Annotated in this window: 12 protein-coding genes; 4 read left to right on the plus strand and 8 right to left on the minus strand. The window is 72.8% G+C overall.

The window, feature by feature from the left end; all coding sequences use genetic code 11:
- Window positions 1–185: 185 nt before the first annotated feature.
- A complete protein-coding gene (locus tag CFP65_RS14490; protein ID WP_104816490.1) occupies window positions 186–2,675 on the plus strand; it encodes a CDP-glycerol glycerophosphotransferase family protein in 2,490 nt (829 codons plus the stop codon).
- 4 nt (window positions 2,676–2,679) lie between these two features.
- On the opposite strand, the gene CFP65_RS14495 is transcribed toward CFP65_RS14490, so the two are convergent.
- Together CFP65_RS14495 and CFP65_RS14500 are read right to left on the minus strand one after the other, a co-directional pair.
- Window positions 2,680–3,552: a PhzF family phenazine biosynthesis protein gene (locus CFP65_RS14495; protein ID WP_104816491.1), complete on the minus strand. Its 873-nt coding sequence runs from the start codon at window positions 3,550–3,552 to the stop codon at window positions 2,680–2,682.
- Between the two features lie 59 nt (window positions 3,553–3,611).
- Window positions 3,612–5,366, minus strand: coding sequence for a hypothetical protein (locus CFP65_RS14500; RefSeq protein ID WP_104816492.1), 1,755 nt, complete (start codon window positions 5,364–5,366; stop codon window positions 3,612–3,614).
- A gap of 201 nt (window positions 5,367–5,567) precedes the next feature.
- On the opposite strand from CFP65_RS14500, the gene CFP65_RS39730 reads away from it, so the two are divergent.
- A complete protein-coding gene (locus CFP65_RS39730; protein WP_168219599.1) occupies window positions 5,568–7,058 on the plus strand; it encodes a hypothetical protein in 1,491 nt (496 codons plus the stop codon).
- A gap of 50 nt (window positions 7,059–7,108) precedes the next feature.
- Here the strand turns inward: CFP65_RS39730 and CFP65_RS14505 are convergent, their stop codons facing one another.
- From CFP65_RS14505 to CFP65_RS14530, 6 genes are all read right to left on the minus strand, one after another.
- On the minus strand, window positions 7,109–7,663 hold the full coding sequence (locus CFP65_RS14505; protein WP_168219600.1) for a 2'-5' RNA ligase family protein: 555 nt from the start codon (window positions 7,661–7,663) through the stop codon (window positions 7,109–7,111).
- Window positions 7,664–7,670: 7 nt separating this feature from the next.
- Window positions 7,671–8,708, minus strand: a complete 1,038-nt coding sequence (gene trpS / locus CFP65_RS14510) for a tryptophan--tRNA ligase (RefSeq protein ID WP_104816493.1) — start codon at window positions 8,706–8,708, stop codon at window positions 7,671–7,673.
- A gap of 30 nt (window positions 8,709–8,738) precedes the next feature.
- Window positions 8,739–10,052, minus strand: a complete 1,314-nt coding sequence (locus tag CFP65_RS14515; protein ID WP_104816494.1) for a hemolysin family protein — start codon at window positions 10,050–10,052, stop codon at window positions 8,739–8,741.
- A 75-nt stretch (window positions 10,053–10,127) separates the two neighbouring features.
- Window positions 10,128–11,117: a malate dehydrogenase gene (locus CFP65_RS14520; protein WP_104816495.1), complete on the minus strand. Its 990-nt coding sequence runs from the start codon at window positions 11,115–11,117 to the stop codon at window positions 10,128–10,130.
- Between the two features lie 180 nt (window positions 11,118–11,297).
- Complete coding sequence (locus CFP65_RS14525) at window positions 11,298–11,726, minus strand: DUF3017 domain-containing protein (protein ID WP_104816496.1); 429 nt, start codon at window positions 11,724–11,726, stop codon at window positions 11,298–11,300.
- A gap of 41 nt (window positions 11,727–11,767) precedes the next feature.
- The gene (locus tag CFP65_RS14530; protein WP_104816497.1) at window positions 11,768–12,625 is read right to left on the minus strand and encodes a bifunctional methylenetetrahydrofolate dehydrogenase/methenyltetrahydrofolate cyclohydrolase; all 858 of its coding nucleotides are present in this window, start codon (window positions 12,623–12,625) and stop codon (window positions 11,768–11,770) included.
- A 279-nt stretch (window positions 12,626–12,904) separates the two neighbouring features.
- Between CFP65_RS14530 and CFP65_RS14535 the strand changes: the two genes are divergently transcribed.
- Together CFP65_RS14535 and CFP65_RS14540 are read left to right on the plus strand one after the other, a co-directional pair.
- Window positions 12,905–13,288: a DUF2752 domain-containing protein gene (locus tag CFP65_RS14535; RefSeq protein ID WP_158702170.1), complete on the plus strand. Its 384-nt coding sequence runs from the start codon at window positions 12,905–12,907 to the stop codon at window positions 13,286–13,288.
- A 138-nt stretch (window positions 13,289–13,426) separates the two neighbouring features.
- Window positions 13,427–14,194: an RDD family protein gene (locus CFP65_RS14540; protein ID WP_104816499.1), complete on the plus strand. Its 768-nt coding sequence runs from the start codon at window positions 13,427–13,429 to the stop codon at window positions 14,192–14,194.
- The last annotated feature ends 60 nt before the right edge of the window (window positions 14,195–14,254 follow it).

Consider the following 14,254-nt stretch of genomic DNA (forward strand, 5'->3'; position numbering starts at 1 on the left):
TGCACCGAACCCGGCGATGCCCTCGCGGTTCCCCGAGCCCCTGAATAGTGCAACGGTTGACCGTAGGTAGCCCCTCGGTGTGAGATGACACCCGCAGTTCGCACGGATGCCGATCGCCGTTCCCCCGCGGCCCTCCCCCGTCGGCACAGCCGGGCTGCCACGTCGCCACGGAGGTCTCTGCCCCGATGCCTGCTTCAGCCACCGCCGACGCGGTCACCACCTCCCGCGTGCCGGAGCAGGCCGCCCAGCAGGCCGAGGCGGCCCAGCCGCCGACCTTCGCCGCCCGCACCGTCCGCTGGACGGACCGCGGCCTGGAGATCACCGGCTTCGCGCACTTCGGCGACCGCGACACCACCTGGCTGAGCAGCGGCTTCACCGCCGTCACGGCGACCCCGCTGGGCGAGGGCGACCGCAAGGCGGTCAAGCTCCGCACCCGCCACCAGCAGCGCGCCGAGGCCACCGAGGCCAGCGGCCAGAGCGCCTTCGACCACGACTGGGGCGCTTTCACCGCCGTGCTCGACCCGGCGCGGCTCAAGCTGGACGGGCGCTGGAGGGACGGCGACTGGGCGCTGGAGGCCACCGTGCGCTCCGGCCGGCTCCAGGAGCGCGGCGGCCTCACCCAGTACTGGTGCGGCTCCGGCGAGTACCCGCTGACGCACTGGCTGGACGCCACCACCCGGGCCGTGCCGTACTACCAGGACGGCACCCTGCACCTGCGGATCGAGCGGGTGCACGCCAGATTGACGGCCGTCACCCCGTTGAGCGAGGGCCTGGAGCTCTCGCTGCGGGCCGACGGCCTCCCCGAGGGCACCGCGCTGCGGCTGCGCCACCGGCAGTCCACCACCGAGCTGAGCTTCCCGCTGCGCCCGGGCACCCGGGAGAGCACCGCCCGGGTGCCGTTCGCCCCCTTCCTGATCTCCGGGGACGGCCCGCACGAGATGGAGCACTGGGACGCCGAGCTGCTCCGCCCGGACGGCTCCACCCTGCGCCCGGTGCTCGACGAACGGGACGGCCCGCTCACCGCCCAGCACCGGCTGGCCTCCCCCGACCAGGTGCTCTACCTCAAGCAGCTCGCCGACGGCCACCCGCAGTTCTGCGTCCAGCCGGGCACCGCCTACCTGGACTCGATCACGGTGGAGGACACCCCCGAAGGCGCCTCCTTCCGCCTGCGCGGCACCGCCCCGCTGCCCGGCGAGGGCCCGCTGGAGCTGGTGCTGCGGCACGACAACGGCACCGGCGAGGTGCGCCACCGGGTCGAGCGCGGCGAGCGCCTGGACGTGCTGCTGCCCGCCACCGCCACCACCTCGGACGGCACCACCCGGCCGCTGGCCAAGGGCGTCTGGGAGTTCCGGCTGCGCCCCGAGGGCCGCCCGGAGGCCGAGCAGCCGCTGGTGGTCGCCCCGCAGGCGCTGGCCGCGCTGCCCGCCGCGGTGGAGGCCGGCCGGCCCACCACCGGCACCAAGCGGGTGCTGCTGGAGCGCCGCTGGCACGACACCCTGATCCTCGACTCCACCCCGGTGCTCAGCCCCGCCGAGCGCAACGCCTACGCCCAGGAGCGCCTGCGCACCACGGCCTACCCGGCGGCCCGGAGGAAGCCGCTGCGCGAGGCCGTGCTCTACGACGTGTTCAGCGGCCGCGGCTACGCCGACTCGCCGCGCGCGATCCACGCCGAGCTGGTCCGCCGGGGCACCCCGCTGGAGCACCTCTGGGTGGTCGACGACGCCCAGGCCGAGGTGCCCGAGGGCGTCCGCCCGGTGCGCTCCTTCTCCCCCGAGTGGTACGAGGCGCTGGCCACCAGCCGCTACCTGGTCGGCAACACGCACTTCCCCGAGTTCATCGAGCGCCGCGAGGGCCAGGTGATCGTGCAGACCTGGCACGGCTCGCTGCTCAAGCGGATCGCCCACGACGTGGAGAGCCGCTGGCTGGCCGACGCCGGCTACCTCGAAGCGCTCGACCGCGAATCCCCGCAGTGGAGCGTGCTGCTCTCCCCCAGCGCCTTCGCCACCCCGATCCTGCGCCGGGCCTTCCGGTACCGGGGCGAGATCCTGGAGTCCGGCTACCCGCGCTGCGACGTGCTGGCCCGGGGCGAGGGCGCCGAGGCCGTCCGGGCCAAGCTCGGCATCCCGGCGGCGAAGACGATCGTGCTGTACGCGCCGACCTGGCGCGAGGACCAGCAGCGCGACAACGGCGACGGCTACCAGTTGGGCCTGCGCCTGGACGTGGCCGCCGCCCGGGCCGAGCTCGGCGACGGCCACGTGCTGCTGGTGCGCTCGCACTCGCACGTCCGCGAGCCGCTGGCCGGGGCCGGGGACGGCTTCCTGTACGACGTGAGCGACTACCCGGACGTGCAGGAGCTGCTGCTCGCCGCGGACGTGCTGGTGACGGACTACTCCTCGATCATGTTCGACTTCGCCGTCACCGGCCGCCCGATCCTCTTCTTCACCTACGACCTCGACCACTACCGGGACGACCTGCGCGGCTTCTACTTCGACCTGGAGGCCGAGGCCCCCGGGCCGCTGCTGCGCACCCCCGCCGAGCTGGTCGCGGCCCTGCGCGACCTCCCGGCCGTCACCGAGCAGCACGCCGAGGCCTACCGCGCCTTCCGGGCCACCCACTGCGCCCTGGACGACGGCGGCGCCTCGGCCCGGGTGGTCGACCGGATGCTGGCGGGTTAGCCGCTCAACCGGCGATCCGGACGGCCGCGCCGCTCACCCGCACCCGCGGGTCGCCGGCCCGCAGCTCCACCCGGAGCCGGCCCGGGCGGCCGAGGTCGACGCCCTGGTGCAGGGTCAGCACGGCGGGCGGGGTGGCCAGGCCGAGCTCGCGCAGGTAGGCGCCGAAGGCGGCGGCCGCCGCGCCGGTGGCCGGGTCCTCGACCACGCCGCCGACCGGGAACGGGTTGCGGACGTGGAAGGTGTCGGCGCTCTCCCGCCAGACCAGCTGGAGGGTCACCAGGTCGAGCCCGGTCATGAACCGGGCCAGCCGGTCGAAGTCGTACGCCAGGTCGGCCAGCCGCTCGCGGGTGGCGGCGGCCAGCACCAGGTGCCGGGCCCCGGCGTAGGCGATCCGGGGCGGCAGCGCCGCGTCCAGCTCCTCGGCGGCCCAGCCGAGCGCGGCCAGCGCCTCGGCGAGCTCCGCCGCGCCGATCTCCTCCACCTTCGGCTCCACGCTGGTCAGCGTGGCCTCCAGCGCACCGCCCGGGCCGGGGGCCACCTCCACCGGCACCTCGCCCGCCTTGGTGCGGAACAGCAGCCGGCCCGCGCCGATCCGGTCGGCCAGGGCCACCGCCGCCGCCACCGTCGCGTGCCCGCAGAACGGCACCTCGGTGAGCGGGCTGAAGTAGCGCACCGCGTACTCCCGCTCCGGCCCGGCCGGGGTGAGGAAGGCCGTCTCGGAGTAGCCCAGCTCGGCGGCGATCGCGAGCTGCGTCGCGTCGTCGAGCCCGCCGGCCGCCGGCACCACCCCGGCCGGGTTGCCCCCGGCCGGGTCGGTGGAGAAGGCCACGTAGCGCAGGATCTCGGGGGCGGTGGAGTCAAGGTGAGAAGTCGTCATGTCCGACCCGAACACCTGACCCCACCGGCCGATTCCCGATGTGCCGTCAGAAGATCGACTCAGCCCTTCATCAGCGCCAGCAGCGCGTTCTGCTTGTGCCAGGGGTACTCGCAGACCAGTGTCGTCTGGTTGAAGTCGTTCTGGTTGACGTCGATCGTCTTCGGGAAGTCCCGGCAGAGCCCGCCGTTGGCGTACTTCGGGCACTGGCCGTCCGGCTTGCGGATCTGGTGCGAGTTCCAGGCCAGCGAGCCGGCCAGCTGGTCGGCCGGGGGCGTGGGCAGGTACTGGTTGGTGAAGAAGGAGCCGATCGTGCCGCCGGCCAGCACCATCGCGAGCAGCACGCCGGCCGCGGTGAACCGCTGCGGGGCGCCGAGCGCCTCGGCCACCTCGGGCGAGCTGCGCCGCCAGGCGGCCACCGCCTTGGCCACGCGTTCGGCGGCCAGCACGCAGGCGAGCACGGTGAGCGCGGTCAGCGTCACCTGGATCTGCAGGATGGTGCGGGGGAAGAGCTGCACCTCCTGGTTGGCCTCCATGTGCCCGGCGATCCAGTAGCGGATGAACCAGGCGCTCGCGAAGCAGGCCAGCGGGGCCAGCACCACGGCCTTGCGCAGGCCGAGCGCCACGGCCACCCCGAGGCCGACCAGCACCACCACGGTGTAGATCGGCAGGCCGGAGAAGTCGCCCAGGCCCGGCCACTCGCCGGGCTCGTCCCAGGAGCGGTTGGTGAGCGGGGTGGAGCCCAGGTAGCCCGGGTCGGTCATGGTCAGGCCCGAGCACCAGAGGTCCTTGGTGGCGGTGGCCCCGAGCAGCACCTTGAGGTAGACCCCGGCCACCAGCAGGAAGCCGCCGAGCGCCCCGCCGAGCAGCGCCAGGCCGCGCAGCGGCCCGCGCCGGTACGGGAAGAGCAGCAGCACCGAGACGATCACCCCGGGCGCCGACCAGAGGTGCCAGCCGGAGTAGATCAGGAACAGCCCGCCGAACATCAGCCCCAGCCCGGCCCCGCGCAGCGCCGCCCCCCAGCCGGAGAAGGCGGGCGAGGCGCGCAGCCAGAGCAGCAGCTTGGCCACCAGCGGCACCAGCACCACCAGGACGAACGGGCTGTACGGCTTGTGCGGCAGGGTCTGCTGGAGCGCGGGCAGCAGGCCGACGGCCAGCGCGGGCAGCGGCCGCAGGCAGAGCCGCCAGGCCAGGTAGGCGGCCGGGCCGGTGAGGGCCACGAAGCCGATGAAGAGCCACTTGAGCGCGAAAGCGGGCTGGCCGTCGAGCAGCCCGGCCTTGGCGGTGTAGCCGAGGGCGTAGGGGATGGCCGGCGGGTAGAAGGTGTCGATCTTGCCGGTGTGCACCACCTCGGCCGCCCAGGCGAGCAGCCGGTTGTTGTCCCCGTACTCGGCGTTCAGCGGCCAGGGCGTGCCGCGCAGGGCGAAGACCTGCCCGGCGCCCAGGAAGCCGGTGGCCAGCCCGGCCACCGCCGCGCAGGAGAGCCGCAGGGTGAGCCGGCGCAGCCGCTCGGTGCCGCGCATGGTCGTCCAGACCACGGCGCAGAGGATCACCAGGGCCAGCGCGGCCAGCCGGAACTGCAGGGTGGCCAGCCCGCTGATCTGGCCGGTACGCCCGACCGGGTCGTTGTCGACCGTCAGACCCCAGTAGGTGAAGCCGAGCGCGGCCAGCACGGCCACCAGGATCTCGGCCACCGCCGGGCTCCACCGCCGCGTCCAGGACGGGCGGCGCACCACCCGGTGGCGGCTGCCGGCGGCGGGGTTGAGGGCCGACACGTCCTCGGGGATCGACGGGTCGGCCGGTATGACGGCGGGCACGGCGGTACTCCTAGCGGGGCTGGTCCACAGGCAGAAACGTTCCGGCAGCAGCGGAGGGCTGTGCGGGCCGATGCTAGCCGAGACCCCACCGCCCAGCCGTCCGGGCCGCTCATCCGGCCGCTGTAGGGTGGGGGCGCCCAGCCCCTGCTGTGGCTCTCCCCGCTGCTCCGCCGTGACCACGTGCTGCGACCCGAGGCTGCCATGACCGCACTGCTCGACCACCCGACCGTCCAGCGCTCGGGCCTGGCCAGGCACGCCCGGCGGGTGCCCGGCCGGTGGCGGCTGCCGCTCGCGGTCTTCCTCGGGGTCGAGCTGGTGCTGCTGCTCTGGTGGGCGGCCTTCTACCCGGGCCTGACCAGCTACGACTCCGCCGCGTACGTGGCCCAGGTGACCACGGGGTACTGGAGCTCCGAGCACTCGGTGCTCTACAACGTGCTGGTCTGGCTGGCCCTGCACGTGCCCGGCAAGCTCGCCGTGCTGACCCTGGCCCAGACCCTGGTCGCCTCCGCCACCCTCGCCTACACCTGCGTCGCGATGCGGGCGCTCGGCGCCCGGGCCCGCTGGCTGCTGCCGATCGCCCTGCTGGTGGCGGCCGCCCCGCCCGCCGGGGCCTTCGTGGTCTACGTCTGGAAGGACGTGCCCTTCACCCTCTGCACCGTGCTCACCTTCGCCGCCTCGGCCCGGCTGATCGCCGGCAAGGCCGGGCGGTACGACTGGTGGGTGTTCGCGCTGTCGATGACGGGCATGGGGCTGTTCCGCAACAACGGGCTCGGGGTCGCGCTGATCGCCGGGCTCGCCCTGGTGCTGGTGGTCCGCGGCCGCCGTCTGGCACTCGCGGCGATCACGCTCTTCGCGGTCGGCTTCTCGCTGGTCTGCCAGCTCGCGATCTACCCCGCCCTGGGCATCAAGCAGCCGGCCGTCAGCTCGGTCTACTCGCTCAACTACCACGACGTCGCGGTCGCCTACGCGAAGCAGCCGGACCTCTTCACCGACGCCGACAAGGCCGTGCTGGCCCAGGTCACCCCGCTGGCCGACTGGACCCGCGGCGGCAGCAACTGCTACGTCTCCGACCAGCTGGTGCTCGCCTGGAACTTCGACCGCAACGCGGCAGAGCGGGTCAACACCCAGCTGATGGACATGTGGAGCCGGGTGCTCAAGGAGCGGCCGGACCTGATCATGCAGGCCCGGATCTGCCGCGGCCACATCGCCTGGGCCCCCTTCCCCGGCCCGGCCGACAAGAGCGCCTTCACCTGGATCGGCTCCCCCGCCAGCACCCCCGCCGACCTCTTCGGGGTGGCCGCCCCGGGCACCCCGATGGCCGCCAACCCGAACCGCTTCGCCCTCTACAGCCACCCGGTCTCGTACAAGCTCCGCACGGCCGCCCAGTTCTGGTACAGCCTGGCCAAGACCCCGCAGCTCGACTGGCTGCTCTTCCGGGGCGCCACCTGGTGCTACGTCGGCTACGCCGCGCTGTTCCTGTACGCGAAGCGGCGGCAGATGCGGGCGGTGTGGGTGTTGGGCGGGGTGCTGCTCGGGTTCCAGCTCACCGTGCTGGCCGCCAATCCGGCGCCGCTGTACCGGTACATGGTGGGGCCGTTCTTCGTCGCGCCGTTCCTGCTGGCGCTGATCCCTGCCAGTTCTTCAGGGGCTCGGGGAACGGCGGGGGCAGGCGAAGGGGCGGGCACTCCTTAACGAGTACACGCCCCAGGGGATGCCCTCGCGGTTCCCCGAGCCCCTGATGGTCACCCCCCGAAGGGATAGGTGCGGCAGGGCCGCCAGACTTCGTCGGGGCCGAAGCGGGAGAGGCTGAAGCCGGGGACGGCGAAGGCGGCGTGGAAGGCGCGGGTCTCGCAGTGGGCGCGGTCGAGGGCCTCCTCGGGGAGGGCGTGGGCGACCGTGACGTGCGGGTGGTAGGGGAAGGCGAGCTCGCGGGCCAGCGGGCCGCTGCGGACGGCGGCCTCCAGCTCGCGGCACTCCTGGGCGCCCTCTTCGACCCGGACGAAGACCACCGGGGAGATCGGGCGGAAGGTGCCGCTGCCCTGGAGCAGCATCCGGAAGGCCCGGTGGCGGGCCGCCACCGCGGTGAGGTGGGCCTCGATCTCGGGCAGCCGGGCGGCGGCCACCTCGGTGGGCGGCAGCAGGGTGACGTGGGTGGGTATGGACCTGGCCAGCGGGTCGCCGAAGCCGGCCCGGGCGTCCTGGATGGCGCTGCCGAAGGGCTCCGGGACGGATATGGACACACCGATGGTGACGGCCTCGCCGAGGAGGCCGTCACCTGGGGCGTTCACCGCTGTCATCGCGTGGTCAGCGCTTCGGCGGGAGGAAGCCGATGCGGTCGTAGACCGTGGCGAGGGTCTCGGCGGCCACCGAACGGGCCTTGTCGGCGCCGAGCCCGAGGACGCGGTCCAGCTCGGCCGGGTCGTCCAGGTAGGCCTTGGTGCGCTCCTGGAACGGGCCGACCCACTCGGAGAAGAGCTCGGCCAGCTCGGTCTTGAGCGCGCCGTACATCTTGCCCTCGAAGTGCTCGACCAGCTGGTCGACGCTCTGCCCGCTGAGCGCGGAGTGGATCCGCAGCAGGTTGGAGACGCCGGCCTTCTCCTGCTCGTCGTAGGAGACCACCGTGCCAGTGTCGGTGACGGCGCTCTTGAACTTCTTGGCGCTGACCTTGGGGTCGTCGAGCAGGGAGACCAGGCCCTTGGGCGAGGAGGCCGACTTGCTCATCTTGATCGTCGGGTCCTGCAGGTCCATGATCTTGGCCGTCTCCTTGAGGATGTACGGCTTCGGCACGGTGAAGGTGGGCTCGAAGCGGGTGTTGAACCGCTCGGCGAGGTCCCGGGTGAGCTCGATGTGCTGGCGCTGGTCCTCGCCCACCGGCACGGCGTCGGCCTGGTAGAGCAGGATGTCGGCGATCTGCAGGATCGGGTAGGTGAAGAGGCCGACGGTGGTGCTGTCGGCGCCGTGCCGGGAGGACTTGTCCTTGAACTGCGTCATCCGGGAGGCCTCGCCGAAGCCGGTGAGGCAGTTCATCACCCAGCCGAGCTGCGCGTGCTCGGGCACGTGGGACTGGATGAAGAGGGTGCAGCGCTCGGGGTCGAGCCCGGCGCCGAGCAGCTGGGCGACGGAGACGCGGGTGTTCTCCCGCAGGGTCGCCGGGTCCTGGGCGACGGTGATGGCGTGCAGGTCGACGACCATGTAGAAGGCGTCGTTCGACTCCTGCAGGTCGACCCACTGGCGCACCGCGCCGAGGTAGTTGCCCAGGTGGAACGAGCCCGAGGTGGGCTGGATGCCGGAGAGCACCCTGGGACGGCTCTTCGCCGCGCCGCTGACCGCTTCGTTGACCATGGGCGCCATTGTTCCAGCTTCACCGAAGCTTCAGGAAACCTCTTCGCCCGGAGCCTGCGCCAGTGTGACCGCACTCACCCGGATCCTTTCGATCCGGCGCCCGTCCAACCGGGCCACGGTGAGCCGCACCCCGTCCTCGGTGAGCACGCTGTCGCCCGTCCGCGGCAGCCGGCCCAGCGCCCCGACCACGTAGCCCGCGACGGTCTCGTACGGTCCCTCCGGAAGGGTGACGCCGGTCTCCTCGGTGAAGTCCCCGAGGTTGAGCAGGCCGTCCAGCTCCATCCCGCCACCGGCCAGCCGGCGGGTGGCGGTGGTGTCCTGGGCGTCGTACTCGTCCCGGATCTCGCCGATCACCTCCTCGACCAGGTCCTCCAGGGTGACGATCCCGGCGGTGCCGCCGTACTCGTCCACGATCATCGCCAGGTGGTGGCCCTCCCGGCGCATCTCCCCCATCGCCTCCAGCACCCGTTTGGTGGCGGGCAGCAGCTTGACCGGCCGGGCCAGCTCGCGGACCCGCACCGCCGAGCCGCCGCGGGCGCCGTAGAGGTCGCGGACGTGCACGAAGCCGACCACGGCGTCGTAGGAGCCCTCGACCACGGGGTAGCGGGAGTGCGGGGAGGTGCTGGTCTCCTCGCGGACCTCGGTGAGCAGCTGGTCGGCGTCCAGGAAGGTGACCTCGGTGCGGGGCACCATCACCTCGCGCAGCTGGCGCTCGCCGGCCGCGAAGACGTCGTTGATCATCGCCCGCTCGTCGCTGCCGAGCTCGGTGTTGGCGGCCACCAGGCCGCGCAGCTCCTCGGAGCTCATGGTGCCGCGCCCGGCGGCCGGGTCACCGCCGAACAGGCGCACGCAGAGGTTGGTGGAGTGGCCGAGCAGCCAGATGGCCGGGCGCAGCACCACCGACATCACGTCCACCACGGGGGCGGCGAGCACCGCGATCGAGTCGGCCCGCTGGAGGCCGATCCGCTTGGGGGTGAGCTCGCCGAGCACCAGTGAGACGTAGGAGATCACCAGGGTCAGCCCGACCAGCGCCACGGCGTCCGAGACCCCCTCGGAGAGCCCCATCCGGACGAAGACCGGCGCCAGCTTGCCCGCCAGCGTGTCGGCCCCGAAGGCGGCCGACAGGAAGCCCATGCACGTCACCCCGACCTGCACGGCGGCCAGGAACCGGTTCGGATCGGCCGCCAGGTGCGCGGCCCGGGTGGCCCCCCGCGTGCCGCGCGCCTCCAGCGCCCGGATCTGCCCCTCCCGGAGCGAGATGAGCGAGATCTCGGCGACGTTGAAGAGCCCGCCGAGCAGGATGAAGACCAGGACCAGCGCGGCGTCCCCGAGGGTTTCGTTCACGGGCGGAGAGTCTAGTTGGGCCCGGGTACGGCGAAGGGCGGCCACCCCGTGGGGTGGCCGCCCTTGACGTCAGGCTCAGATGAGGCCGAGCTCCTTGACCGCGTCGCGCTCCTCGACCAGCTCGGCGACGGAGGCGTCGATCCGCTTGCGGGAGAACTCGGAGATGTCCAGGCCCTGGACGATCTCCCACTTGCCGTCCTTGGTGGTGACGGGGAAGGAGGAGATGATGCCCGGCTCGACACCGTAGGAGCCGTCGGAGACGACGCCCATGGAGGTCCAGCTGCCCTCGGGGGTGCCGTTGACCCAGGTGAAGACGTGGTCGATGGCGGCGTTGGCGGCCGAGGCGGCGGAGGAGGCGCCACGGGCGTCGATGATGGCCGCGCCGCGCTTGGCGACGGTCGGGATGAAGTCCTCGGCCAGCCACTTCTCGTCGTTGACGGCCTCGGCGGCGTTCTTGCCGTTGACCTCGGCGTGGAAGATGTCCGGGTACTGGGTGGCGGAGTGGTTGCCCCAGATGGTGAGGTTCTTGACCTCGTTGACGGTGACGCCGAGCTTCTTCGCCAGCTGGGCGACCGCGCGGTTGTGGTCCAGGCGGGTCATCGCGGTGAAGCGGTCGGCCGGGACGTCCGGGGCGTTGCGCTGGGCGATCAGGGCGTTGGTGTTGGCCGGGTTGCCGACGACCAGGACCTTGATGTCGTCCGCGGCGTTGTCGTTGATGGCCTTGCCCTGCGGGCCGAAGATGCCGCCGTTGGCGGAGAGCAGGTCACCGCGCTCCATGCCCGCGGTGCGCGGACGGGCGCCGACCAGGAGGGCGACGTTGGCGCCGTCGAAGGCCTTGTCGCGGTCGTCGGTGATGGTGATGTCGCGCAGCAGCGGGAAGGCGCAGTCGTCGAGCTCCATCGCGGTGCCCTCGGCGGCCTTGAGGCCCTGGGGGATCTCGAGCAGACGGAGGTTCACCGGCACGTCGGCACCGAGCAGGTGGCCCGAGGCGATGCGGAAGAGCAGCGCGTAGCCGATCTGACCGGCCGCGCCGGTTACGGTGACGTTGACGGGGGTGCGAGTCATTTTTACCTACTCCTGCGATCGCCAGGTGCCACGCTCCAGGCACGCTCGACGAGCCGGAGCCGAGACCGGTCTCTCGACATCGAGAGACCCGGCTCAGGCTATCGCAAGGAAGCACCGGAGGGCGCCCGTGCCGGTAGCTGATATGTCACACCGGCGGGACGCCCTCCGAGGCCGTACGGGTCAGTGGTGCCGACGGCCCATCAGCTGCCCGATGTTGTCGAGCACCGGCAGGCTGAGCCACGGATCGGGCTGGGCCACCAGCGTCAGCACCACGATCACCCCGCCGAGCACGGTCAGCAGGGTGACGTCGGTGAACCGGCTGCGCACCGCGAGCAGGCCCACCTCGGGCAGCACCAGCCGCAGCACCGCGCCGAGCAGCAGCGAGCCGCCCACGGTCAGCAGGCCGTACCGGAACCCGTTGTCCAGGTCCGAGCCGAACCAGGTGATCGCCAGGCCGACCGCCGCCACGCCGAGCACCAGCGTTATCGGCCACTGCCGCACCGGCAGGGTGTGGCTCCGGCCGAGCGCCGCCGCCGAGCCCTCGGGGGGCAGGGTGCCGGTGGTCTTCTCCGGCCGCCGGCGCGAGCGGCCGACCCGTGCGGGGCTCATGCCGCCGCCGGGGCCGACAGGTGGGCGCGCGTCACCGCGGCCTACAGACCGGCGCGGCGCTCGGCCGCCTCGACGATGTTGTTGAGCAGCATCGCGCGGGTCATCGGGCCGACCCCGCCGGGGTTCGGGGAGATCCAGGCGGCGACCTCGGCCGCGGCCGGCTCCACGTCGCCGACGATCTTGCCCTCGGCGTTGCGGCTCACGCCCACGTCGAGGATGGCCGCGCCGGGCTTCACGTCGGCGGCCTTCACCAGGTGCGGCACGCCGGCGGCGGCCACGATGATGTCGGCCTTGCGCAGGTGGTAGGAGAGGTCCTTGGTGCCGGTGTGGCAGAGGGTGACGGTGGCGTTCTCGCTCCGACGGGTCAGCAGCAGGCCGATCGAGCGGCCGACGGTGACGCCGCGGCCGAGCACGACCACCTCGGCGCCGTCGATCTCCACCTCGTGACGGCGCAGCAGCTCGACGATGCCGAGCGGGGTGCAGGGCAGCGGGCCCTGGATGCCGAGCGCGAGCCGGCCGAGGGAGGTCGGGTGCAGGCCGTCGGCGTCCTTGTCCGGGTCCATCAGCTCCAGGACGGGGTTCGCGTCCAGGCCCTTGGGCAGCGGCAGCTGGACGATGTAGCCGGTGCAGGCGGGGTCGGCGTTCAGCTCGCGGACGAGGTTCTCCACGTCCTCCTGGCTGGCGGTGGCGGGCAGCTCGCGCTGGATCGAGGCGATGCCGACCTCGGCGCAGTCCTTGTGCTTGCCGTTCACGTACCACCGGCTGCCCGGGTCGTCGCCGACCAGGACGGTACCGAGACCGGGGGTGATGCCCCGCTCCTTGAGGGCCGCCACGCGGACGGCGAGTTCGGACTTGATCGCGGCCGCGGTGGCCTTGCCATCGAGAATCTGGGCAGTCATGGGCCCATTCTCCCGGATGCCCGGGCGTGCCCGTGCGCAGCCTCCCCGCGCCGCGCGTGATTGCGGTTCCGCCACAACTTGCGCTCGCGCTACGCACACCGCTGGACACCGGGGGTGTGTCCGGCGACGATGTGTGCCGTCGCCCGCGCCCGAGAGGCGCTCGGCGGCGGTACGGGGAGAACCACGGGGGAAGACGCACATGACAGCACCGCAGCACGCCACGCGCCGACATCCGGCGGGCCGCACGCCCGGCCCTCGCACACCCGGCCCCCGCTAGCCATGGCCCTCGCCGCCGCCCGGCTGCCCGTCCGCAGCGCGCTCGCGCGCGTGCTGGCGCGGCTCGGCGTGGGTGCGGCCGCCGCGTTCGCGGTGGCCCGGCTGCACGACGCGCACGACCCGGGGGTGCTCTGCCCGTTGCGGCTGCTCACCGGGGTGCCCTGTCCGTTCTGCGGCAGCACCACCGTCTTCATCGAGGCCGGCCACGGCCGCGCGCCGGCCGCACTGGCCGCCAACCCGGTGACGGTGCTGGCCCTGCTGGTGCTGGCGCTCTTCCCCGTGCTGCCCGCCCGGCTGCGCCGGGTGCCGCCGCTGCCACTGGTCGGCGCGGCCTTAGCGCTCTCCTGGGTCTGGCAGCTGCACCGCTTGGGCGTCGTGCTCTCCTGACCCACCCTCACCACCGGTCACGGCAGACCCTGCCGTCGTTCCGGTCCGCTAGTCTCCACCCCGGTCGGCGCTCGCGTGCCCGTCCGTCCAGGTTTTCCACACCCGTCCCCACCTCACCACCCGTGCACGGAGGCACAGATGAGCTACCCGCCCGACCCGAACAACCCGTACGGCCAGCAGCCCCCGCAGGCGCCGCAGCAGCCCGGTTACGGCTACCCGCAGCAGCCTCCGGCCCAGCCCGGCTACGGCTACCCCCAGCAGGGCGCGCCGCAGCCCGGTTACGGCGCCCCGCAGCCCGGCTACGGCTACCCGCAGCAGCCGCAGGCCCCCGGCACCATCCAGGCCAACAACGGCTTCATCAACATCGCCAACCTCGGCCCGGTGAAGATAGCCACCATGGGCCAGCGCTTCCTGGCCCGCCTGGTCGACGGCGTGATCGTCGGCCTGGTGGTCACCCTGGCGATGGTGCTCGGCCTCGGCGGTGCCGTCGGTCTGGCCAAGAGCAGCACCGACAGCTGCACCGGCATCGACCCGAGCACCATCGAGTACTCGAACTGCATCAACCACAACCTGTCGAACGCGAGCGGCGGCTTCATGGCCGCGATGTTCGGCACCCTGGCCGTGGTGGCCGGCTTCAGCCTGCTCTACGAGTGGCTGATGGTCGGTCTGGTCGGCGCGACCCTGGGCAAGATGGCCCTGGGCCTGCGCGTGGTCAAGGAGAGCACCGGCGAGAACCCGGGCGTGGGCGGCGGCTTCATCCGCTACATCATCCCGATCGTCGGCGCCTTCCTCTGCTACATCGGCGCCATCCTGGTCTACCTCTCCCCCTTCTTCGACAACTCCGGCAAGCTGCAGGGCTGGCACGACCGTGCCGCCGGCACCGTCGTGGTGAAGAAGCAGGGCTGAGCACGGCCCTGAACGCGGGAAGGCCCGCCGCCCCAGAGGGGGGCGGCGGGCCTTCGTCTC

It is taken from the genome of Kitasatospora sp. MMS16-BH015 (assembly GCF_002943525.1).
In the GTDB taxonomy this organism is placed as follows: domain Bacteria; phylum Actinomycetota; class Actinomycetes; order Streptomycetales; family Streptomycetaceae; genus Kitasatospora.